Source organism: Paenibacillus etheri, from assembly GCF_001012825.1.
In the GTDB taxonomy this organism is placed as follows: Bacteria; Bacillota; Bacilli; order Paenibacillales; family Paenibacillaceae; genus Paenibacillus_AQ; species Paenibacillus_AQ etheri.
Genome location: NZ_LCZJ02000021.1, coordinates 21886 through 44212 on the forward strand (window position 1 = coordinate 21886; position 22327 = coordinate 44212).

At 45.3% G+C, this 22327-nt stretch carries 20 protein-coding genes, 1 rRNA gene and 1 other RNA gene; 19 read left to right on the top strand and 3 right to left on the bottom strand.

Features of this window, described 5'->3' with window-relative positions; genetic code table 11:
• Positions 1-79: 79 nt before the first annotated feature.
• On the top strand, positions 80-586 hold the full coding sequence (locus tag UQ64_RS12965; protein WP_042183958.1) for a YwhD family protein: 507 nt from the start codon (positions 80-82) through the stop codon (positions 584-586).
• A gap of 103 nt (positions 587-689) precedes the next feature.
• On the opposite strand, the gene UQ64_RS12970 is transcribed toward UQ64_RS12965, so the two are convergent.
• Entirely contained in the window at positions 690-1163 is a 474-nt protein-coding gene (locus tag UQ64_RS12970; protein ID WP_060623894.1) for an AbrB/MazE/SpoVT family DNA-binding domain-containing protein, read from the bottom strand.
• A 202-nt stretch (positions 1164-1365) separates the two neighbouring features.
• Entirely contained in the window at positions 1366-3426 is a 2061-nt protein-coding gene (locus UQ64_RS12975; RefSeq protein WP_060623895.1) for a transglycosylase domain-containing protein, read from the bottom strand.
• Positions 3427-3650: 224 nt separating this feature from the next.
• Between UQ64_RS12975 and UQ64_RS12980 the strand changes: the two genes are divergently transcribed.
• The 3 genes from UQ64_RS12980 to argS all read left to right on the top strand — a co-directional run bounded on the left by UQ64_RS12980 (position 3651) and on the right by argS (position 7287).
• Entirely contained in the window at positions 3651-4835 is a 1185-nt protein-coding gene (locus UQ64_RS12980; protein ID WP_060623896.1) for a beta propeller repeat protein, read from the top strand.
• A 326-nt stretch (positions 4836-5161) separates the two neighbouring features.
• Positions 5162-5605, top strand: coding sequence for a YwiB family protein (locus UQ64_RS12985; RefSeq protein ID WP_060623897.1), 444 nt, complete (start codon positions 5162-5164; stop codon positions 5603-5605).
• Positions 5602-7287: an arginine--tRNA ligase gene (gene argS, locus UQ64_RS12990; protein ID WP_060623898.1), complete on the top strand. Its 1686-nt coding sequence runs from the start codon at positions 5602-5604 to the stop codon at positions 7285-7287. Before UQ64_RS12985 ends, argS begins: the two co-directional genes overlap by 4 nt.
• A 127-nt stretch (positions 7288-7414) precedes the next feature.
• On the opposite strand, the gene UQ64_RS12995 is transcribed toward argS, so the two are convergent.
• Positions 7415-8584 carry a S8 family peptidase gene (locus UQ64_RS12995; protein WP_060623899.1) on the bottom strand — a complete coding sequence of 390 codons (1170 nt, stop codon included), beginning with the start codon at positions 8582-8584 and terminating at the stop codon, positions 7415-7417.
• A gap of 459 nt (positions 8585-9043) precedes the next feature.
• On the opposite strand from UQ64_RS12995, the gene rpoE reads away from it, so the two are divergent.
• The 15 genes from rpoE to UQ64_RS13070 all read left to right on the top strand — a co-directional run.
• The gene (gene rpoE, locus UQ64_RS13000) at positions 9044-9595 is read left to right on the top strand and encodes a DNA-directed RNA polymerase subunit delta (protein ID WP_060623900.1); all 552 of its coding nucleotides are present in this window, start codon (positions 9044-9046) and stop codon (positions 9593-9595) included.
• Between the two features lie 326 nt (positions 9596-9921).
• On the top strand, positions 9922-11529 hold the full coding sequence (locus UQ64_RS13005) for a CTP synthase (protein WP_042183974.1): 1608 nt from the start codon (positions 9922-9924) through the stop codon (positions 11527-11529).
• A gap of 291 nt (positions 11530-11820) precedes the next feature.
• Positions 11821-12207 carry a response regulator gene (locus tag UQ64_RS13010; RefSeq protein WP_060623901.1) on the top strand — a complete coding sequence of 129 codons (387 nt, stop codon included), beginning with the start codon at positions 11821-11823 and terminating at the stop codon, positions 12205-12207.
• A 209-nt stretch (positions 12208-12416) separates the two neighbouring features.
• Positions 12417-13271 carry a class II fructose-1,6-bisphosphate aldolase gene (fba, locus tag UQ64_RS13015; protein WP_060623902.1) on the top strand — a complete coding sequence of 285 codons (855 nt, stop codon included), beginning with the start codon at positions 12417-12419 and terminating at the stop codon, positions 13269-13271.
• A 188-nt stretch (positions 13272-13459) separates the two neighbouring features.
• A complete protein-coding gene (locus UQ64_RS13020; RefSeq protein WP_060623903.1) occupies positions 13460-14713 on the top strand; it encodes a UDP-N-acetylglucosamine 1-carboxyvinyltransferase in 1254 nt (417 codons plus the stop codon).
• A 163-nt stretch (positions 14714-14876) separates the two neighbouring features.
• A complete protein-coding gene (gene rho, locus UQ64_RS13025; protein ID WP_042123234.1) occupies positions 14877-16229 on the top strand; it encodes a transcription termination factor Rho in 1353 nt (450 codons plus the stop codon).
• Between the two features lie 25 nt (positions 16230-16254).
• Entirely contained in the window at positions 16255-17532 is a 1278-nt protein-coding gene (locus tag UQ64_RS13030) for a radical SAM family protein (RefSeq protein WP_060623904.1), read from the top strand.
• A 131-nt stretch (positions 17533-17663) separates the two neighbouring features.
• The gene (gene rpmE, locus UQ64_RS13035) at positions 17664-17861 is read left to right on the top strand and encodes a 50S ribosomal protein L31 (RefSeq protein ID WP_042123239.1); all 198 of its coding nucleotides are present in this window, start codon (positions 17664-17666) and stop codon (positions 17859-17861) included.
• A 117-nt stretch (positions 17862-17978) separates the two neighbouring features.
• An RNA gene (gene ffs, locus UQ64_RS13040) (signal recognition particle sRNA large type) lies at positions 17979-18247 on the top strand.
• Positions 18248-18384: 137 nt separating this feature from the next.
• Positions 18385-20148: a DNA polymerase III subunit gamma/tau gene (gene dnaX / locus UQ64_RS13045; RefSeq protein ID WP_060623905.1), complete on the top strand. Its 1764-nt coding sequence runs from the start codon at positions 18385-18387 to the stop codon at positions 20146-20148.
• A gap of 48 nt (positions 20149-20196) precedes the next feature.
• The gene (locus UQ64_RS13050) at positions 20197-20508 is read left to right on the top strand and encodes a YbaB/EbfC family nucleoid-associated protein (protein WP_036679924.1); all 312 of its coding nucleotides are present in this window, start codon (positions 20197-20199) and stop codon (positions 20506-20508) included.
• Positions 20509-20546: 38 nt separating this feature from the next.
• Positions 20547-21146, top strand: a complete 600-nt coding sequence (recR, locus tag UQ64_RS13055; RefSeq protein WP_042123249.1) for a recombination mediator RecR — start codon at positions 20547-20549, stop codon at positions 21144-21146.
• A gap of 136 nt (positions 21147-21282) precedes the next feature.
• Complete coding sequence (locus UQ64_RS13060; protein WP_060623906.1) at positions 21283-21534, top strand: DUF2508 family protein; 252 nt, start codon at positions 21283-21285, stop codon at positions 21532-21534.
• A 41-nt stretch (positions 21535-21575) separates the two neighbouring features.
• Positions 21576-21833 (top strand): pro-sigmaK processing inhibitor BofA family protein, encoded by a 258-nt coding sequence (locus tag UQ64_RS13065; protein WP_425339594.1) that lies wholly within the window; start codon positions 21576-21578, stop codon positions 21831-21833.
• Between the two features lie 300 nt (positions 21834-22133).
• Positions 22134-22327, top strand: a 16S ribosomal RNA gene (locus UQ64_RS13070); the annotation flags it as partial.

Consider the following 22327-nt stretch of genomic DNA (forward strand, 5'->3'; position numbering starts at 1 on the left):
ATCTACGGGATGTATATGTTTGCAATCGCCGCATTATTAGCTAAAATTAAATTATTCGTAAGAGGAAGGGTGTGCACTCGTGGACAACATACAACCGGAGGGCAAGAAACAGATTGCCTTAAATATTGTGAATGCCAAAAGTAAACATAAAGGCTTTGGAGCAGGCTCTATTGAGCTCAATAACGTATCGCCTGTCATTATTGATGGCGGTGAAGCAGTCATTGATATCGGTGCCATGCATGCCAAGAGTAAAGTTGAAAAGGGTATTAAATTCTCCATGAACCGTGAAGATGTACCTAATGGTAGACAGGTTTGGGTGGTATGGGTAGCGGTGGACCGTACCCAGGATAGTCAATTCTATGGAGGTATAACGGCCTGCGAAATGTGGATCGATACGGAAGCACGTCGCGGTTGGAAAATTCTCGCCGAGCATGTCAATAAGTTGGATGCTGCGCTAAAACGCAAAATCGATGTAGGAGGGCTTGGCGCAGTTGAAAAAGCTGCCCTAAAATCCCTCTTGATCTCGCATAATGAGGCATGGTGGACTGCGTCCTCCGATGAGCTTAAGGCTGCACTGACCGAGTAGGAAACAACTACTCGGTCAAGATTACCTGATACAACAGAAGAAAGGCTTCGACATCCTAAATAGGAAGGTCGAAGCCTTTTTGAATTGAACACAATGAATTAGTTTACAATTTGCCTGCCGTACTAAGTTTGCGTTTGAGTTGACTTACTCTGGCTTGACTGATTCCAAGGATTTCAGCAAGCTCTTTCTGATTGGCATATGGATGATCATCTATGGCCCGCTCCAGGCGTTGGCACATATCTTCTGTCTTCGTCTTCCGGATCGTGCTGCTGTGCTCTGACACTTCGCTTGCAAAATCTTGGCGCGCCTCAGTCACTTGAGACATGCGTTCAGGATCGGCAATTTCTTTTAGACAGCTACTGCAAATAAATTGCTCTTTATAGTAGGTGACATGGTCGTGGCTTCTGCAAAACGTACATTCTGTCGAGGTGTACTTCCTGAGTATGATGGTGTTATCGTTTAATATAAAAAATTCGATAGGATCACCAATGTCGATATTACGAGTCATACGGATTTCTGCGGGAACCACAATTCTCCCAAGACTGTCTAAACTCCGGATCATGCCTGTATCCTTCATCCCATGTCCCTCATTTACATCTTTATATTTTGGTTGCTACTAACTATTATAGCAGTAATTGTGAGTTAAGAGAATGGGGTGAATACAATTAATGAAGCGGTTACATCCTTTGCGGGAGAAGTGAAAATCGAGTTTGGCCATCCTATGGATTCTACAATAAATAAGTAATAAAAAAGAAAAACCTCTTCATTAGATGAAGAGGTTAATTCAACCACCAGCGTTTAATATTTTTCCACAGGGAACGATTTTCTTCAGCAGGATCTACTTTGCTTTGTACATCATCGGCGGCGGGTGCTTTGCCATGTTGATCACAATATTCGGTGGGCTCAGTTCCACTAATGAAAGTCTCCAGCTCTTTTTCGGGACAAGCTGCTGTAGCCAACTTTCCGGACTGCGGATTGATGTATACGCTGACCACGCCATCTGGAATGGGAAAAATCTTAGGTGGGATATTTTCCAACGCTTTTTCAGTAAACTCCGCGAAAATTGGAGCTGCGCGTCTACCATCGGTAGTTGAGATATCGCGCCCCTTGTCATATCCAACCCAAACTGCAGTGGATAGCTCGGGGGTGAAGCCTACCATCCAGCCGTCTGTATCGGTAGTTCCGGTCTTGCCGGCTACCGGACGTTTAATTATAGAAGCTACGCGATTTCCCGTTCCCCCAGTCTCAAATACCCCCTCCATTAAACGGGTCAGTACATAGGCGGCGGAAGGTTCTACGACGGCTTCACCCTTTGGCTGTGGTGCTTCATACAGCACCATACCATTGGAATCCGTTATTTTTAGAATGGCTGTGGTTGGAATTTTCTGACCACTGTTCCCAATAACAGCAAATGCCGCAGCCATTTCTAGCGGACTGATCGGTGAGGTGCCGAGTGCCAGTGACGGCACGCTTTGAAGCGGACTGTCAATGCCCATCTTGGCTGCCATCTCGCTCACTTTATCTGCGCCGATCTTCATGATTGTATTCACAGCATAGATATTGTCGGATGCTGCAATGGCTTGCCGCATATTGATTTCTCCCAGATACTTATCCCCGAAGTTCCGAGGCTGGTAGGTTTTGCGATTATTATCATAATGGAACATCGTTGGCTGGCTTTTGAAAACGGAAAGACCAGTCATCTCTTTAGAAGAGAGTGCGGCTAAATACATGACCGGCTTAAAGGACGAGCCAGGCTGACGTGTGGTGGCCAGCGCATGATTGTATTGGTTAGTACGATGATTTTTCCCGCCGACCATTGCTTTAATATAGCCAGTGCGAGGATCGATGGATACAAGAGCAGTCTCCAGATCACTATTTTGATCCATCTCTTTGTCGACTGCTTGTTCTGCTGCATGCTGCATGTCAGGGTCGAGGGTAGTGTAAACATTTAGTCCCCCTTGTTCCAGCTCATCACTGCTGATGTGAAGAGATTCTGTGGCCAGATTGCGGATATAATCTCTAAAATAAGGTGCAGCCACAGTGGTATCTTTCTGGCCTTGTGGTTTTAAGTTCAAGTCCTTCTGAACAGCCTGCCCCGCTTCTTCTTGTGTGATTTCTCCTAAATTAGTCATGACGGTCAAAATGATTTTTTGGCGTTTTTTAGCGTTGTCTAAATGATTGTACGGCGAATAATAGGTCGGTCCTTTTGGAATTCCAGCTAGCATGGTACTCTCTGCCAAGTCTAAGTCTGCTGCAGATTTGCCAAAATACATCTGAGAGGCTGCTTCAATGCCATAGGCACCATGACCATAGTAGATGTTATTTAAATACATGTTCAAGATTTCATCTTTGCTGTATTTCATCTCGAGCTGCATCGTATACAAGGCTTCTTTGGCCTTGCGCGTCCATGTCTTCTCGTGAGATAGATAGAGATTTCTCGCGAGCTGTTGAGTTAGCGTACTAGCCCCTTGCGTTCGGTTTCCCTCTTCCAAATTGACGAGCACAGCCCGAGCCATCCCCTTCATATCAAATCCGGAATGCTCGTAAAACTTACGGTCCTCGACGGCGAGTGTGGCTTCAATGAGCAAGGGAGAAATTTGACTTAATTTGACCGGTTCACGGCTACGCCCGTCTGAGGTGAAGGTGGCAAGAATATTGCCCCTGGAGTCGAGTAGCTTGGAACGCACATCATCGCCAATAGGGGGAAGATCTTTTTGGTATAGGTAACCGAGCAGAGCTCCCGTGGTCAGTAGAAACAATATAGTCATGGCTACCAGCAGCCGGAATAAACGGCGGAAGCGGCTTTTTCGTTTGGGTGGATTCGTTGGTTCACGTGTCATGGCACCAGACTCCCTTCTCCTTGTATTATGGGAAAGGAAATGGAAGGATATTCATTGTATAACTAGCCGACCTTTTAAAAGGATTATCGACGGAGGCGATTTAAATAGGAGATGACAAACTGTTTCCATTTTGTGACTATTCAATGGTGGATCATGCGTGCTTCAGGAGGTATAAAAGAGTAGAGATTGAAAGCGAGGGTATATATACAATAGGAGGTGTCACTATGAACTGGACGAAAAAGATTCATAGAACGATAATAACCGCCCTTTCGGCGACGCTAATAATGGTTTCAGGCTGGGGTGCATCAGCTTCTTCTGTACATGCTGCGGCATCGGCCACACCCGCGGCTTGCGGCACTGGAGATCATGGGCTACTACAGTCTCTGCAAAACAAGCATTCAGGGGACGTTTCCACACCGCTTACCTTTTCTGATGTTCAGTTTTTGAATGGAGATATCGGACGGGCGGCAGGCAATGGATTTATGATTGGCACCTCTAACGGAGGCTGCAATTTTCAAGAGATTTATGAAGGCCAATGGAGCTTTAAACAGATTGATTTTCCCGATAACGTGCATGGTTTTGCCCTTGCTTCTGTAAAAGAGGGTCAAGCTCGATATTTAATCGGGACCTCTAATGGCGGTTCAGAATGGAAAAGACTTTCGAATAAAGCTGTTAGTTTTGAAAGAATCGATTTTATCGACAGTAAGATTGGTTTCGGGTATAACCGGGCATCAACGTATTACACCAAGGACGGGGGACTTATCTGGAGCAAGATTTCAACCCCATCCAATACACGCGGTACTTATTTCAGTGATCGTAATACCGGCTGGGCCGTTGTGATTGTGCCTGGAACCGGCTACCGGGTAATGAAGACTACAGATGGAGGCAAAAATTGGACTTTATCGTTGAAGTCAACCTTTTCCAATCCTGAGTATGGGCAAATCACTGCAAAAGGAGATCAAGTAGATGTGGTTCTCTATGGCGGATCAGGGATGAGTCAAACCTCGTACTCCCTATATACAAGTACGAATAAGGGTAAAAGCTGGAATAGAGTGATTGCTCAGGAAACTGCTGGGGGTGGACCTGCTCCGGGTAGCGGAAAAGCTGTAATAAATAAAGGGCCTGCTTCTGGGAGACCCGGAAATTTGGAGCTGGTAGGGAACAATACGACCTTTTTGGTGGGTTATTCCGACGCAGCGGAAAAAGTAGCGGTAGGACGCTCATATAACGGTGGCAAGCAGTGGACCAATCTTCCGGCGATTGCTGGGTATGACGGGGTAATCTCGTTCACTAGTAACAAAGAGGGTTGGTTAGCTGTTCGTGAACGCGATTATTCATCGTTATATGTAACTAAAGATGGCGGCGCTTCTTGGCAACTTAGATTTTCTTTGAAAATGTTGTCCTTGTAATTGATGAATTAGTAAAGGTAGTGAGCATAGCGTTTAGTTATCTAAACGGTTCCTAAGGGAACCGTTTTTTTGTGATTATGAAGTTGGTTGTACTTGTGTACAGTTTTACTGCATGTTCCAAGTGTGCTTTTATCCATCCATATGGTAAAATTTTATGAGCTAAGCTAGATCTAATGGAATCTGAGATTGAAATGCTTCTTTGAACTGGATATAGTGTACAATGGGAAAGCGAATAGGCCTTTGAATGAATATAAAAATGTTTAAGTTTTACGACAGGCGTTTTTCTTATGCAGAATGCAGAGGCTTGCAGAATGGAGGAACGTGTGATGCCCGAACTACAGTCTGACAAATATGACGTCTCTATTACGCTCGTGAGCCTTCAAGAGGGTCAGCGAAATGTTATGAAAGCGAATGGAGAGGTAGTATCCAAAGGACCGCATCTATATATTCAATATGAAGAGTTAGAGCAGGGCCCTCGAGGAGAGGAAATTTCTGTTCGTACAACGATAAAAATTGCAGGCAATCAGCTAAAGCTAATCCGCCACGGTGGGATACAGTCGGAACAGAGCTTTCAATCCGGACGGCGTTTGCCGGGATTCTATCGTTCGCCATATACACAGTTTAATCTTTCTACAGAAACGAATAAGCTGGACGTGGTGCGCGAAGGGCGTTCCCTAACGGTAGCATGGGAATATGATTTGTACGTTTACGAGGAATTATCAGGAAAGTTTGCTATTAGTTTGCATATACAGGAGGAACCGAAATTATGACACAGAGAAAGAATCCGTTGGAGCTTGTGAATGAACGGGTAAAAGAAGCCATTGCCGATGCAATTGTGAATGCAGGAATTGTTGCACCGGAAGAGGTTCCGGATATTGTACTGGAAGTACCAAGAGATAAGGCACATGGTGATTTGGCTACGAACGCTGCTATGCAGCTGACCAAAATCGCAAAACGTAATCCGCGCCAGATTGCTGAGGCAATTATAGAGCATTTGGATACTAGCAGAGCTTCTATTGAAAAAGCTGAGATTGCCGGACCAGGCTTTATTAACTTTACATTGTCCAAGAATTATTTGTACCCAGTTATCAGCCTTGTTGCTGAGCAGGGTGATGATTATGGCCGTATTAACGTCGGTCAAGGTCAGAAGGTTGAAATGGAGTTCGTCAGCGCCAACCCAACGGGTAGCCTTCATCTAGGACATGCTCGTGGTGCTGCTGTCGGCGATGCGCTTTGCAACGTGCTCGATTATGCCGGCTATCAGGTGACACGGGAATATTATATTAATGATGCCGGTAATCAAGTAGTCAACCTGTGCAAATCCATTGAGACTCGTTACCTGCAGGAGCTGGGTCAAGAAGCAGAAATGCCTGAAGACGGTTACCATGGTGAAGATATTAAGGGATTTGCTAAGGAGCTTGTGGCTGAAAAGGGCGATACACTACTCGAGATGAGCCCAAGTGACCGCGCAGCATTTTTCCGGAACTATGGACTGAATAAAGAGCTCGATAAAATCAAACGCGATCTGGGCCTATTCCGCGTAAACTTCGATATCTGGTTCAGTGAGACTTCGCTGTATGAGAATGGGGAAGTGCTGCGCTCGCTAGACGAGCTTCGTGATCGTGGAGAAGTATATGAGCAGGATGGGGCAACCTGGCTGCAAACGACTAAGTATGGCGATGATAAAGACCGCGTTCTGATTAAGAACGATGGCACATACACCTACCTTACACCGGACATTGCTTATCACAGCGATAAGTATGGCCGCGGTTACGATAAAATGATTAACATTTGGGGTGCAGATCACCATGGCTATATTCCGCGTATGAAAGCGGCGATGTCAGCTCTTGGCAATGATCCTGAGAAGCTAGTGGTTTTAATTGCTCAAATGGTCAGTCTGTTCCAGAATGGTGAAAAGGTTAAAATGTCCAAGCGTACCGGCAAAGCGGTTACGATGGAAGATTTGATGGAGGAAGTAGGAATCGATGCGATTCGTTATTTCTTCACCATGCGTAGCATGGATTCCCATCTTGATTTCGATATGGATTTAGCGATCTCTACTTCTAATGAGAACCCTGTATTCTATGTTCAATATGCGCATGCGCGTATCTGCAGTATTTTCCGTCAGGCAGAGGAGCAAGGGATCTCCATTCCTGATTACGCTGAGATTGACTTCTCCAAGCTGACAGCAGTGCACGAATATGACCTGCTGCGCAAAATTGGTGAGCTCCCAGCAGAAATCGCTGTTGCGGCTGAAGGTTATGCTCCACATCGCCTCATCCGTTATGTATATGAGCTGGCTGCGATGTTCCACAGTTATTACAAAGCTGAACGTGTAATTACTGAGGATGCTGCTCAAACTGTGGCGCGTCTTGCATTGCTTGGTGCTGCTCGTACTACCATTGCTAATGTCCTGCGTCTTGTCGGTGTTTCTGCACCGGATCGCATGTAATTCAACATCAAACGACAAAAAATCCGCCTTCCGGTTCCCTCGGAGGCGGATTTTATTTTGTGCCGTTCATCGCACCGGCACAAGCTGCGCTCACGTCAGAGTGCCCCACCCGGGCACCGGGTGGGGTCTACACGTTCGCGGAGACCGCCCGCTTGGCCCTCACTCCTGCCTTCAGCAGGCGTAGGGCATCGGCAGCGCCGCCGCCAAGGGATGCGCGTCGCTGGCCCTTGCGCAGCCGTACCGGGGAAGCTGTGCGGCGCAAGAGCAGCTTCAGCTCCCTTGGCGAGATACCCGGTCGCAGCGCGAGCAGTAGTGCAGCGGCTCCCGTAACATGCGAGGTCGCCATGGAGGTGCCGCTCATCTCTTTGTAACCCTCCTTCAGCCAGCAGGAGGACACCCCTTCGCCGGGGCCATATACATCGATATAAGAACCGCGGTTGCTGAAGCCGGCAACACGATGTCTTTTGTCGATGGCGCCCACGGCAATCGTCTCAGGATATCGTGCAGGATAGTCCCCCCCACGTTTGCCATCATTCCCGGAGGAGGCAATGATAGCGATTCCGGCTCGGTACGCTTTTATAACCACATTGTGAAGTGCTTTGCTTCTGGTTTTCATTCCGAAGCTCATATTGATGATATCGATTCTGTTCTGTACACACCAATCAATGCCCAGCACAATATCCGATACATAGGCGGAGCCGCTATGATCAAAGGCCTTGACTGGGTATAGCAGCGCTCGCGGTGCTACTCCCATCATACCGCGTGTTCCTCCTGCTGCAGCTAGAGTGCCAGCGATGTGAGTCCCGTGTCCATTATCATCTAGCGGCAACATACCGCGGTGTAGTAGGTTGACCCCAGAGGCTAATGAATGCTTCAAATCGGGATGGCGGTAATCAGCACCTGTGTCGATTATGCCGATTTTGACGTGAACTCCGGTTGATTTGGACCATGCCTGAGGAGCATGAATGGCTTTTACTCCCCAAGGGAGTGTGGCGGTACCGCTCTTTTCGTTAGCTATGGAATGGATTTGCATTTGTAGATCCTCTTCGACATTTAGGAGGTCTGCAAATCGTCTCATTAGTTTTCCGGCGCCGGCAGCAGGCACAAAGAAGGCCCGAATCAGCGGAGATACCTGCACTTGCCGCAGCTCAGGCTGCTTCGCTTTCAGAGCCTTCCATTGTGTAAATGCTCCGGCATACTGGCGGGGATCATTGAAGGTAAGAATACGCCGCTCACCATTGTTGGGGGCAACCGATATTTCTTCAAGAAGCATGTTCCAAAATTTGTAATAGTCCATAGGTTTCGCTGTCCCCTCCTCGGTGCCCTGCTGCCATATTGTATGAGTGGAAGAGGGGGTCCGAATGGGAACTTGCCCTTTTTTAACGAAATGGGCTGCCCATCGTGTCAAAAGACGGCGCTTTACATAAAATAGACAGAAGAGATTAACACTCTCTTTGTAACATCACGTAAGGAGCCGATCCTTGGCGTGGATACAGTCATGCGCGGAGGATTTCCTCCGCCTTTTTTAAAATTAAAAGTAAGTATAAGTTTCACGCGGGTACATATGTTTCGGATTTATTCTTCTTCAAGATAGAGACAGGTTTCTGCTAGGGATAAGAGCCAGAGGTCTCTTTCTGTTAGCTGTTACCGCTTTTGACTTGCAATTTGTTCTCAAATAGGTTTTACTTAGTTTTGTTAATGGATATTATTGAAATAAACCGTAATGTGAACAATGCGTGAGAGGAAGTGTCCTTTAGTGAGTACGCCACTCAATTTAAAGCTAGACCCTGAGAAAGTTAAAGAAATGCCAATGGTGGATCTTGCCTTTCTGGTACTTAAAGCAGCTAATACGCCGTATTATTACCGTGATCTGATGGTCGAGGTAGCCAAGTTACGCGGCATGACCGATCAAGAAAGCCAAGATACTATTGCCCAGTTATATACCGAGATTAACATTGACGGGCGTTTTGCCTGTGTCGGAACCAACCTTTGGGGACTGAAACGCTGGTATCCTCTAGAGCGCTCCGATGATCCGGTTGGTAACACCAAACGCGTGCGTATCATCAACGATGAAGACGATGATTTGGAAGATGACGACTTTGCTGAAGAAGAAGAAAACTACGCTGCTGAAGAAGAGGATTTCGACGCTATCGACGAAGATCGCGACGACCTCTATTCCGACGACGACAGCGAAGAAGAAGTCGATGAAGATGTCGTGATCGATGAAGATGACATAGACGAAGATGACTCAGATGAAGACGACGCAGAAGATGACTCAGATGTAGACGATGCAGAAGCTGACAAGTAAGATAAATAATTTCAAAGAGTCTTGCTAATGGTATAATTCCTCCCTTGACAGTGGGGGATCGTCAGAGTAAACTATTGCATGGGCTTATCATGTAAGTTAATAAACGCGTTTTTTAAAATAAAAAGTGCCCCGGTTCTACGGGTGTCACTTTTTTGTTTTTTTAGATGCAAAGTAGCTGTAGTTTTATGTAATTCGCGGGACGACGCCAAGTGTTTTCCCCAGTGAATCAAACTTTTGATTTCCCCTGTTTTGATGATAGTAAAACGGGTTACGATAAACACCATGCGCCGCTTTTATGTCTGGACTTTATTTAGGAGGGTTTTACAGTGACAAAGTATATTTTTGTAACGGGTGGCGTTGTGTCTTCCCTGGGCAAGGGCATTACCGCCGCTTCGCTGGGCAGGCTGCTCAAAAACAGAGGTCTAAAGGTAACGATTCAGAAATTTGATCCGTATCTTAACGTAGATCCTGGAACGATGAGTCCTTATCAGCACGGTGAAGTATTCGTAACAGATGACGGTGCGGAGACTGACCTTGACCTTGGACATTATGAACGGTTTATTGATATTAATCTGTCAAAGAACAACAATGTGACGACAGGTAAGATCTATTCATCCGTAATCAGCAAGGAACGTCGTGGAGAGTATTTGGGCGGAACTGTACAAGTTATCCCACACATTACGAATGAGATCAAAGAACGCGTGTTCCGCGCAGGTCGCGAGACTAACTCTGATGTTGTAATAACAGAGATTGGTGGAACCGTAGGTGATATTGAGAGTCTTCCGTTCCTGGAAGCCATTCGCCAGATCAAGAGTGATATCGGACGGGAAAATGTGATGTATATCCACGTAACCTTGATTCCTTATATCAAGGCTGCTGGAGAAGTGAAGACAAAGCCGACACAACACAGTGTTAAAGAGCTGCGCAGCATCGGTATTCAACCGAATGTCATCGTGTGCCGTACGGAATATGAGCTTTCCGCAGATATGAAAGCGAAGATCGCACTCTTTTGCGATATTGATGCTAATGCTGTTGTGGAATGCCGCGATGCTTCAACGTTGTATGAAGTTCCATTGAATCTTCGTGATGAAGGATTGGACGAGATTGTTGTTAATCATTTGAAGCTTACAACACCTGCGCCAGATATGCGTGAATGGGAAAGTATGCTTGAACGGATTCAGAAGCTAGAGAAAACAGTGGAAATTGCGATTGTTGGTAAGTACGTAGCACTCCATGACGCTTATTTGAGCGTTGTTGAATCACTTTCACACGCAGGCTTTGCTGCTAATGCAGAGGTTAAGATTCGCTGGGTGAATGCAGAGGAAATTACGGATGAGAACGTGGATGAAATGCTGCGTGGTATTGGTGGTATTCTTGTTCCTGGTGGTTTCGGTGATCGGGGAATTGAAGGTAAAATCTCCGCGATTCGTTATGCCCGTGAGAAATTGATACCTTTCTTCGGAATTTGCTTAGGTATGCAAGTTTCCGTAATCGAATATGGCCGTTCTGTTCTAGGTCTACAAGGTGCGAATAGCTCCGAAATCGATCCGAACACACCATATCCACTGATCGATCTGCTTCCTGAGCAGAAGGATATTGAAGATATGGGCGGAACTATGCGTCTTGGTTTGTATCCTTGTAAGATTGCTGAAGGTTCCCTGGCAATGTCTTGCTACGATGATGAACTGGTATACGAGCGTCACCGTCACCGGTATGAGTTCAACAATACGTATCGTGATGAGATTGAAAAAGCAGGTCTGGTCATTTCCGGAACCTCTCCAGATGGCCGTTTAGTTGAGATCGTTGAGCTTCCGGGACATCCTTGGTTCTTGTCGGTTCAATTCCATCCGGAATTCACTTCACGTCCGAACCGTCCACAACCGTTGTTCCGTGATTTCGTCAAAGCTTCTTTGACTCATTCCGAACAGCAGTAATTTTGTAAACATTATCGGAACCTACGGGTTCTTAATCAAATCTGAGGAGTCTCCTATTGGAGGCTCTTTTTTTTGAATATTTGAAAGTATAACTTGTTTACCCATTTTGAAGAGCTCCGAAAATGACATCATTACAATTTAGACTCTTTATTTACCCATTTTATCCAATTAGAAGGATTTGGGCTGTGAAGCACGAATAATAGGTTTCGTATGGAGTTAGTTTCTGAAGGGGCCGTTAGCTGTGGAGAGCGCGGTATAGTCAATCAGGCTTAATCTCTGGGAGGGTGTTATATGGAAAAAAAGAAAGTATTAATTGTTGATGATCAGAATGGGATCCGGATTCTTCTTATGGAAGTGTTTAATAGCGAAGGATATACGACATTTCAAGCAGCTAACGGAAAATTGGCATTAGACATTGTTCGTAGCGAGTCTCCTGACTTGGTTCTGCTGGATATGAAAATACCGGGAATGGATGGACTCGAAATTTTGAAGCATTTGAAGGAGCTAAATCCGTCCATTAAGGTCATTATGATGACCGCTTATGGGGAGCTGGATATGATTAAGGAAGCAACCAAGCTGGGCGCACTGATGCATTTCACAAAGCCATTTGACATCGATGAAATGCGGGTAGCGGTCAATATGCATCTTCATAGTAAGTCAGTAGATCAATGCAGCTAAAGTGATATTTTCTGTATGGATCCTATTTGGTTATGGTGATTATAAAACAGGTCGGGTCTAATTGCTATATGGGCTGGATAAAAATCGTCCCACCGGGACATTTTTTTGTTTATCCTATTTAGTATTTGACTCAGGATGTGTTATAATAAGCCTGTATGTGATGTCGGTTTAAAAACAAAGCCAGCCAACATTCTTAGGAGGATGAAACCATGCCATTAGTATCTATGACAGACATGTTGAAGAAAGCACTTGAAGGAAAATACGCAGTAGGTCAGTACAACATTAACAACTTGGAGTGGACACAAGCAATTCTTGGTGCCGCTGAACAAGAAAAATCACCAGTAATCCTTGGTGTATCCGAAGGCGCAGCACGTCACATGGGCGGCTTCACTACTGTTGTTAAGATGGTAGAAGGTCTAATTATCGATATGAATATCACCGTTCCTGTAGCGATCCACCTTGACCATGGATCTAGCTTTGATAAATGTAAAGCAGCAATTGATGCTGGATTTACATCCGTAATGATCGACGGTTCCCACCACCCAATCGATGAGAACATTGAAATGACTAAAAAAGTCGTTGAATATGCTCACGCTAAAGGTGTTTCTGTAGAAGCAGAAGTAGGTACTGTTGGTGGACAAGAAGACGACGTTATCGGCGGCATCATGTATGCTAAGCTTGATGAGTGCGTACGTATTGTTAAAGAAACAGGTATCGACACTTTGGCTCCTGCACTAGGTTCCGTTCATGGACCTTACCTTGGCGAGCCTAACCTCGGATTTAAAGAGATGGAAGAAATCCGCGACGCTACTAACATCCCAATGGTTCTTCATGGTGGTACAGGTATTCCTGAACATGACATCAAGAAAGCTATCTCCTTGGGTACTTCCAAAATCAACGTAAACACTGAGAACCAAATCGTGTTCGCAAAAGTTGTTCGCGAAGTTCTGGCTGCTAAACCTGATGCTTACGATCCACGTACATTCATCGCACCAGGTCGCGATGCGATCAAAGAAACCGTTATCGGTAAAATCCGCGAATTTGGATCCAATAACAAAGCCTAATCATTGTTAGCTTCCGCCACAGGTGGACAAGCAATTTGTAAAGGGCAGGGTGTAGCTCTGCCCAGTTGAATAGTTTGATGAGGAAAGCACACCGCTTAGCCGGTGTCTTTCCATTTTCATCACTAAAAAGTCCACAGCACGTATTGCCCGCACAGCTGCAATACACGTAGGGGGAAATTGATAAATCTATGGAAAAATTAATGATTGGCGGTGGACGTCCGCTAGAGGGCGTTGTAACCATCAGTGGAGCAAAGAATAGTGCTATTGCACTTATTCCTGCGGCGATTTTAGCCGAATCTGAAGTTGTTCTTGATAATTTACCGTCCCTTAGTGATGTGGCCGTTTACTCCGAAATCTTGCAAGAGCTTGGCGCAAGTGTATCTTGGTCAGGCAACCAGATGAAAATTGATCCTTCGCGTATTGTATCTATACCTATGCCTAATGGTCCGGTTAAGAAACTTCGAGCTTCATATTATATGATGGGAGCTCTACTTGGAAGATTCAAAGAAGCAACAATAGGTCTTCCTGGTGGTTGTAATTTCGAACCTCGTCCAATCGATCAGCATATCAAGGGATTCGAGGCACTGGGAGCAACAGTTACCAACGAACATGGTTCTATCCACTTATATGCTAAAGAACTACGCGGTGCGAAGATTTATTTAGATGTATCAAGCGTAGGTGCCACTATTAACATCATGCTGGCGGCTTCACGTGCCAAAGGCTCCACAATTATTGAAAATGCGGCTAAAGAGCCTGAGATTATAGATGTAGCAACCCTATTGAACTCTATGGGCGCTGTTATTAAAGGCGCTGGTACAGAAACCATCAGAATCGAAGGGGTTTCGGAGATGCACGGTTGCCGTCACTCCATTATTCCCGATCGGATTCAAGCAGGAACTTATATGATTGCCGCTGCGGCTACGCGTGGTAATGTGTTGATAGATAACGTTATTCCTAAGCACTTGGAAGCTTTAACGGCCAAGCTTTTAGAGATGGGCGTTGATATTGAAGAGCTTGATGAAAGTATTCGCGTTATAGGTAGAGCTAAATATGAGCACGCAGATGTCAAAGCGCTGACCTATCCTGGCTTTCCTACAGATTTACAATCTCCTATGACAAGTATGTTGACGCAGGCCGAAGGTGTTAGTGTACTTAGCGATTTTGTCTACAGCAACCGATTTAAGCATGTGCCAGAATTGGTACGAATGGGCGCAAAGATCCGCGTTGAAGGCCGTTCTGCAATTATTGAGGGTGGTAAACTTAACGCTGCAAAAGTGAAAGCGACTGATTTACGGGCAGGTGCTGCTCTTGTCATTGCTGGGTTGACGGTAGGGGATGGAATCACCGAGGTGACCGGCGTAGAATATATTGACCGTGGTTATGATAATTTAGTGAGCAACCTTCGACAACTTGGTGCTCATGTTTGGCGTGAGAACGAATAAAATTAGGATATCCCGTTTGGAAGGAGTTTTATTTTGCTTATTTACCGCATATATCCTTCCAAAATGGGTATTAATATCTTAATGGGCATTTTAATAGACTCATCATTTTGCCTAGTAGATAGACTAGGGGAACTCATTTAAAAATTGAATAGGTGGTTATTACATGGATCTTCAAATTTCCGATTTGGAAGAAATGAAGCTGACCGAGTTGTATAAGCTGGCCAAGAAATACCAGATTCCTTACTACGGACAGCTGAAGAAACGGGAACTGATCTTTGCGATCCTTCGGGCACAGGCAGAGCAAAGCGGTCTTATGTTTATGGAAGGCGTACTGGAAATTCTACCCGAGGGCTATGGATTTCTAAGGCCGATTAACTATTTGCCCAGCGCTGAAGATATTTATATCTCAGCCTCACAAATTCGGAAGTTTGATCTCAGAAGCGGAGATCTTGTGTCTGGGAAATGCCGGACACCGAAAGAAAATGAACGATATTTTGGACTGCTTCAAGTCAATGCCGTTAATGGTGAGAACCCTGCTAGCGCAGCGGAGCGACTTCATTTTCCAGCATTAACACCACTTTATCCGCAAGACAAGCTACCGCTTGAAACATCCCCTACTCATTTGTCTACCCGAATAATGGATTTGCTCGCTCCTGTAGGTTTGGGGCAGCGGGGTTTGATTGTAGCACCTCCTAAAGCAGGAAAAACGCTCCTCTTGAAAGAAATTGCCAATAGTATTTCCACTAATAATCCTGAAATTGAGCTCTTTGTATTGCTAATAGATGAACGTCCAGAAGAAGTAACCGATATGCAACGTTCTGTAAAAGGCGAAGTGGTTGCATCGACGTTTGATGAGCTTCCAGAGAATCATATTAAAGTGGCCGAACTTGTGTTGCAAAGGGCTCTTCGTTTAGTTGAGCACAAGAAGGATGTAGTTATTCTTTTAGATAGCATTACCCGTCTGGCGCGTGCGTATAATCTTGTGGTTCCACCATCTGGACGTACACTTAGTGGGGGGATTGACCCAGCAGCCTTTCATCGGCCGAAGCGGTTTTTTGGCTCTGCACGTAATGTGGAAGAAGGCGGTTCACTGACTATTTTAGCAACTGCTTTAATTGATACCGGATCACGTATGGATGATATTATTTATGAAGAGTTTAAGGGTACCGGTAATATGGAGCTTCATTTGGACCGCAAATTGGCGGAACGCCGTATATTCCCTGCTATTGATATTCGTCGTTCAGGTACACGCCGTGAAGAAGTACTCTTGAGCAAAGAAGAACTCGATACGATCTGGGCGATTCGCAAAAACATGAATGAATCCTATGATTTTGTAGAGGGATTCATCAAAAAGCTGCGTGATACAAAGACTAATGCTGAATTCTTAGCATCATTTGACGTTGCCGGAGCTAAACAATCGCCAAATGGAACAGCAAGTAGCGGGGGAACGTCCAACAGTGGTACGGCTGCTCGTCGCACAACACGTGCGAAGACTTCTTCAGTGCCTACAACTTGAGAATTGATAATAAGAGGAGACTAACATGTATTTGGTATATGCCGACGGGCAAGGAAACGTATATGATCATCCTGAACTGTACGGGCTAGCCCGTAGTGGGGATATGATCGTTGAAATGCTGGAGGAAGAGTTGATTCCGCTACCTGAGGGTGCTACTCTTGTGGGCTTGCCTAGTACACGGGCGGTGGGCATGGATCCTGAGACCGGTGAAATGATGTCGCTGCCAGAAGGATCACAGGCTGTAGGAGTGCTGCTGCCTCAGGGCTATACTCGCTTATGTCTTCCTGGCTATGTGAAGACAGACAAGTCTTACAAGCTTCCTTTATTTGGGTATTCAGCTGTTGTGTGGAAGGATGGCGGGTTCTATGTAGCGGCGGACCCAACCGATAATCCGGAGAAGTGGAATCCGCTGAACTGTGATAAACAGGATCTTGAGGTAAGCGTTGGCGAATTGACCGCCAAATATCCTGATAACCGTCTCTATGAGCATCTTTCTAACTGTGCGCTTGGTTATGAATGCCTCACTTCCTCCAATACCTTTTTAGGGCGTTGGGAGGGCGGTGTACCTGTCTCTTATTCATGTAATGCTGGATGTTTTGGCTGTATTTCTGAGCAACCTGATGATAGTGGTTTTGTGTCTCCACAGACTCGGATGAATTTCCGACCAACCGTCAATGAAATTTCACAAGTTATGCTGGAGCATTTGAAGACCCCTGAATCGATTATCAGTTTTGGACAAGGCTGTGAAGGGGAACCTTCTACGCAGGCAAAACTTATTATAGAAGCAATTCGTGAAGTACGCTCGATTACTGACATGGGCTACATCAATATCAACACCAATGCTGGCTTAAGCGATCATATTCGTGGAATTGTCGATGCTGGGCTGGATCTGATGCGTGTCAGCACGATCAGTGCTCTAGATGATCATTACAATGCTTATTACAAACCACGTGGCTACACATTGGCTAATGTAGAGAAGTCTTTGAAATATGCTGCCTCGCAGGGTGTTTACACATCGATCAACTATCTGATTTTCCCTGGAGTAACTGATCGCGAAGAAGAGATTGAGGCGATGGTGGAGTTTGTAAGACGTACGGATTTGAAGCTTATTCAGATGCGTAATCTGAACATTGATCCAGAGAGTTATCTGGAGTTAATTCCTCCTGCTAAGGGTGAAATTCTCGGCATGAAGACGATGCTGGAAATTTTCCGGGACGAATTGCCGGATGTTGTTATTGGTTCTTACACGCATGTACCACCAGCAAATATGGCTCGGGTAAAGCAACGGCAGCTCAACGTTTAATAGAGTAAATGTACCAATGAATTACCAATGAAACATATTGATCAATTGAATTTTTCGTGCTAAAATACCACAGTGTAATCATATAACTCTGGGTCCGCATGAGGCTTAGGGCATGAGAGGTGAAATTCAAAATGCAAGCAGCAATTCAACCAAAGTATAACTTAACTAAGGTAACCTGCGCATGTGGCAACTCTTTCGAAGCTGGCTCTGTTAAACAAGAGCTTCGTGTTGAAATTTGCTCCAGCTGCCATCCTTTCTTCACTGGCAAGCAGAAGTTCCTGGATGCCGGCGGTCGCGTTGATAAATTCAAGAAGAAATACGGTATCTAATTGGAATAGTCGCTTAGCGGCTTAATGGTTAGATCGAGCCCCCAGCTTTCTCGCTGAGGGGCTCATTTTATGTCTTGGAGTTGATTTTTGTCCGAGCGTAAGCTATACTTAAGTTCGCCGTGCTAGACGGGGAGGTAGCGGTGCCCTGTAACTCGCAATCCGCTGTAGCGAGGTTGAATTCCTGTTAGAGGTGCTATCGATGTGAGGCCTTGGTTCCTACGGGCTGTGTTGACGGTTGGGTCCTCCGCAATGAGTGCTTATGAACCTGGTCAGGTCCGGAAGGAAGCAGCCATAAGTAAGTTTACTCTTGTGCCGGAGGGTGGCCTAGCTCGAGCAGTCATGTAGGGTTGCCGCTTGGATCGTAGTCATCAATAACAGGTGCACGGTTTATAATTCTGTTTATAACAGCATCTTTGCCACAAGCAAAGATGCTTTTTGTTTTTGGTCAATAGCCGATGAATATAGTATAATAAATTTGCGACAAATGCCGGGAAAGAGGCAGCCTAAGAGAGGGTAATGCATAGTGGAACATATCGCGCTGTACCGTGCTTGGCGGCCGCAGTCGTTTCAAGACATGGTTGGACAACAGCACATTATCCAAACGCTGCAGAACGCAATTCGTGAACAGCGGGTTTCGCATGCCTATCTGTTCAGTGGTCCGCGGGGAACTGGTAAGACAAGTGCTGCTAAAGTTTTAGCGAAAGCGGTCAATTGTGAACGTGGGCCAGGTCCGGAGCCTTGCAACGAGTGTCCTTCTTGCTTGCGAATCACTGCGGGTAATGTGATGGATGTGCAGGAAATAGACGCGGCATCTAACCGGGGCGTAGAAGAGATTCGCGACCTCCGGGACAAGGTGAAATATGCACCTACCGAGGTGCGCCGTAAAGTGTATATTATTGATGAAGTGCATATGCTGACAACAGAAGCATTTAATGCGCTATTAAAGACATTGGAAGAACCGCCTTCACATGTAATGTTCATCCTTGCGACTACGGAGCCTCATAAATTGCCAGCGACGATCATCTCTCGTTGTCAGCGCTTTGACTTCCGTAGAGTAGCTTTGGAAGAGCAGACAGCACATCTAAGCGCTATCTGTGAGAAGGAAGGGATTACAGCCGATGTTAACGCATTGCAGTATATTGCCCGCCTTTCTGATGGGGGAATGCGCGATGCAGTGAGTTTGCTGGATCAGATTTCATCTTTTACAGATGGCAAAGTTACGTATGAACAAGTGCTAGGGATGACCGGAGGGATACCTTCTGAGCAATTTGCACGTCTTGCCACTGCCATTTTGGAAGGTGATATGGGTCTTCTACTGGAGCTTGTTGAACAGCTTATGCATGAAGGTAAGAGTGCTGATAAATGTCTAGAGAATCTTATGTATTATTTCCGTGATTTATTGATGATTAAGATGGTACCCGGGGCCGATCAACTGACTGAGCGAGTGCTTAATCCCGCCGAATTTAAAGATATGGCCACCGCATTTTCTCGGGATCGTCTGTTTCAGATCGTAGATACACTTAATAAGTACCTAGGTGAAATGAAGTATGCTACTCATCCGCAGACGTTGTTTGAGGTTGCGCTGATGAAGCTTTGTAGCTTGCAGCAAGAGGAAAGTGAGACTCCGTTAGGTGCATTGCAGGCTGGATCAGGGGCGAATGCTCCTGCAGTCCACTCTGGTGAACTGGATCTGCTCAAGAGACAGATTGTTGCGCTGGAGAAAAAGCTGGAACAGGCATTGCAGTCCGGTGGTATTTCCGGAGGTGGGCGAGATGGTGCTTCTTCTGCGAAATCAAATTCAGCTCCAAGCTCTGCACCGAGAATCTCTGCACCCTCCAAAATGCCTCCAAATGTAGATAAGTTTATTGCTGGTAAGGATAGTCCGGATTTTGCAGCTATCTACAAACAGTGGAGTCTTGTCTTGCAAGGGGTAAAAGAGGAGAAGGTAACGGTTCATGCGTGGTTTGTAGACGGTGAGCCTGTATCTGTAATGGACGATGCGGTGCTTGTTGCATTCAAGAACACGATTCATCGCGATACAACGGAGAAGCCAGCAAATAGACAGGTCATTGAGAATGTGCTTGCAGCACGTCTTGGTAAACCTTATAGATTGGTTACTATAATGCAGCGCGATTGGAACGAAGCTGCTCAGAAGTCAGTGGGACAGCCTAGCAAAGAAGAATTACGGCTAGAGCATGAACATGACACTGCAGAAGCGAAATCTGAACCATGGATTGATGAGGCTATCCAGCTTTTTGGAGAAGACCTTGTTGTCATAAAAGAGTAATGTAAACATACTAGCGCAAATTTGCGCATTCCAAAGGAGAGACGATGTATGAATAATATGAACCAAATGATGAAGCAAGTTAAGAAAATGCAGGAGCAAATGCTTAAAGCTCAAGAAGAGCTAGGTGGCAAAGTAATTGAGGGCTCATCTGGTGGCGGTGTAGTTACAGTTCAAGTGAATGGTCACAAGAAGTTGCTTTCTATTCAAATTAAGCCAGAAGCTGTTGATCCGGAAGATGTTGAAATGCTGCAGGATTTAGTAATCACTGCGGTTAATGATGCTTTGACTCAAGCTGAAGAGCTTGCGAACAATGATATGGGTAAATTTACTGGCGGAATGAAGATCCCAGGCTTGTTCTAATCACTCATTCCACTTTCGTCTAAAGGAGAATAATTAATTTGTATTATCCCGAACCGCTAGCCAAGCTGATCGATGCTTTTACGCGCTTGCCCGGGATAGGGCCGAAGACAGCCGCCCGGTTAGCTTTTCATGTGCTTAACATGAAAGAGGATGACGTTATCGATTTTGCTAAAGCGCTAGTAAGCGTCAAACGTAATCTTCATTATTGCTCCGTCTGCTGTAATATTACGGATACGGACCCCTGTAAGATATGTCAGGACAAAACCAGAGATCCTTCAGTGATCTGTGTGATCCAAGACTCTAAAGATTTGGTGGCAATAGAACGCACCAAAGAGTTTAATGGGTATTATCATGTTCTTCAGGGTGCAATTTCACCTATGGAAGGTATAGGCCCTGATGATATTCGCTTGAAGGAATTATTGACTCGCCTGAGTGATGAAAGAGTAAGTGAGCTTATCATGGCGACCAATCCCAACATTGAGGGTGAGGCAACGGCGATGTATATTTCTCGTCTAGTTCGGCCTTTTGAGATTAAAATCACCAGAATAGCCCATGGCTTGCCTGTTGGTGGCGATCTTGAATATGCCGACGAGGTTACCTTGTCCAAAGCGTTGGAAGGTCGTCGTGAGCTATTCTAGTAGCTCTAAAGTCGTGTTTTTCAAAAGGAGGCCCCTTGGGCCTCCTTTTTTTGTTCTAAGTTTGTCCCTATCCCGATATGAATGAGAATAACGAGATGTAATTTTGCATCGAAATTATTCTAAGGAGGAATGGGTAATGGGATGGTGGAGATCATTTTGGCGGGGGACAGACGAAGAACAGAGTAGAAAAGATACGGAGGGCTGGGAAACGTTGCTGGAGGTTCGTAAGGCGCAATCGGAGTGGGAGAGAGCGTACCTAATGTTTGATGAAGCGTTGGGTCAAGATCAAATTGATTACGCTATTTATATTCTGGAGGCAGCAGAGCGTAAATATCAGATACATCTCAAGCATGCAAAGAGTATTGGATTAAATAGCAGTCAGATGTAGGCGCTAGTCAAAAGGAAATAGGAGGGATCAATATGCTAAGAATGTTAGCTATAGGAGTACTGGTCATATCGGTTGTGTTGCTGAGTATAATTGTATTTCGGAAAAAACTTGGCTTTGGCTGGCTTAGTCTGTTCGGAGTTCATTTGGTACTGGCTGCGCTCGCAATATATGTTGTCAATTTCTCAGGCTTGATCACACAGGTTCATATTCCATTGAATCCGGCAACCATAGGCGCAGTAACGGTTCTTGGTCTTCCGGGAGTGGTAATGTTAATAGGATTAAGAATAATTTTGTTTTAATGCTTGACGTAGGTTTGAAAAATATGATACATTAAGTCTCGCCCCTTTGGACAAGATGTTGATTGACAACTTGCTGAAACGGTAAGCGAAAAAAGAAATTAAAAAAACGCTTGACGAAAACAAAGGTGCTGTGATATATTATAAAGGTCGCTGCTGACAAGCAACGACGACGAAAGATGAGACATTGATCTTTGAAAACTGAACAACGAGTGAGTAGGAAATCACGAAAGTGAAATCCAAAATAGAGAATTAATTTTCTCGTCAGATGTTTCAAAATGAGCATATCGCTCTTTTCAATACTAATTGGAGAGTTTGATCCTGGCTCAGGACGAACGCTGGCGGCGTGCCTAATACATGCAAGTCGAGCGGAGTTATTTTGAAAGCTTGCTTTCAAAATAACTTAGCGGCGGACGGGTGAGTAACACGTAGGCAACCTGCCCCTTAGACTGGGATAACTACCGGAAACGGTAGCTAATACCGGATAATTTCTTTCT

Coding starts and splice junctions, on each gene's coding strand:
- fba (WP_060623902.1), top strand. CDS start 12,417: ATGCCATTAGTATCTATGACAGACATGTTGAAGAAAGCACTTGAAGGA.
- UQ64_RS13020 (WP_060623903.1), top strand. CDS start 13,460: ATGGAAAAATTAATGATTGGCGGTGGACGTCCGCTAGAGGGCGTTGTA.
- argS (WP_060623898.1), top strand. CDS start 5,602: ATGACACAGAGAAAGAATCCGTTGGAGCTTGTGAATGAACGGGTAAAA.
- UQ64_RS13060 (WP_060623906.1), top strand. CDS start 21,283: ATGGGATGGTGGAGATCATTTTGGCGGGGGACAGACGAAGAACAGAGT.
- UQ64_RS13050 (WP_036679924.1), top strand. CDS start 20,197: ATGAATAATATGAACCAAATGATGAAGCAAGTTAAGAAAATGCAGGAG.
- UQ64_RS12985 (WP_060623897.1), top strand. CDS start 5,162: ATGCCCGAACTACAGTCTGACAAATATGACGTCTCTATTACGCTCGTG.
- UQ64_RS12980 (WP_060623896.1), top strand. CDS start 3,651: ATGAACTGGACGAAAAAGATTCATAGAACGATAATAACCGCCCTTTCG.
- UQ64_RS13030 (WP_060623904.1), top strand. CDS start 16,255: ATGTATTTGGTATATGCCGACGGGCAAGGAAACGTATATGATCATCCT.
- rho (WP_042123234.1), top strand. CDS start 14,877: ATGGATCTTCAAATTTCCGATTTGGAAGAAATGAAGCTGACCGAGTTG.
- UQ64_RS12975 (WP_060623895.1), bottom strand. CDS start 3,426: ATGACACGTGAACCAACGAATCCACCCAAACGAAAAAGCCGCTTCCGC.
- UQ64_RS13065 (WP_425339594.1), top strand. CDS start 21,576: ATGTTAGCTATAGGAGTACTGGTCATATCGGTTGTGTTGCTGAGTATA.
- UQ64_RS12970 (WP_060623894.1), bottom strand. CDS start 1,163: ATGAAGGATACAGGCATGATCCGGAGTTTAGACAGTCTTGGGAGAATT.
- UQ64_RS13010 (WP_060623901.1), top strand. CDS start 11,821: ATGGAAAAAAAGAAAGTATTAATTGTTGATGATCAGAATGGGATCCGG.
- UQ64_RS12995 (WP_060623899.1), bottom strand. CDS start 8,584: ATGGACTATTACAAATTTTGGAACATGCTTCTTGAAGAAATATCGGTT.
- rpmE (WP_042123239.1), top strand. CDS start 17,664: ATGCAAGCAGCAATTCAACCAAAGTATAACTTAACTAAGGTAACCTGC.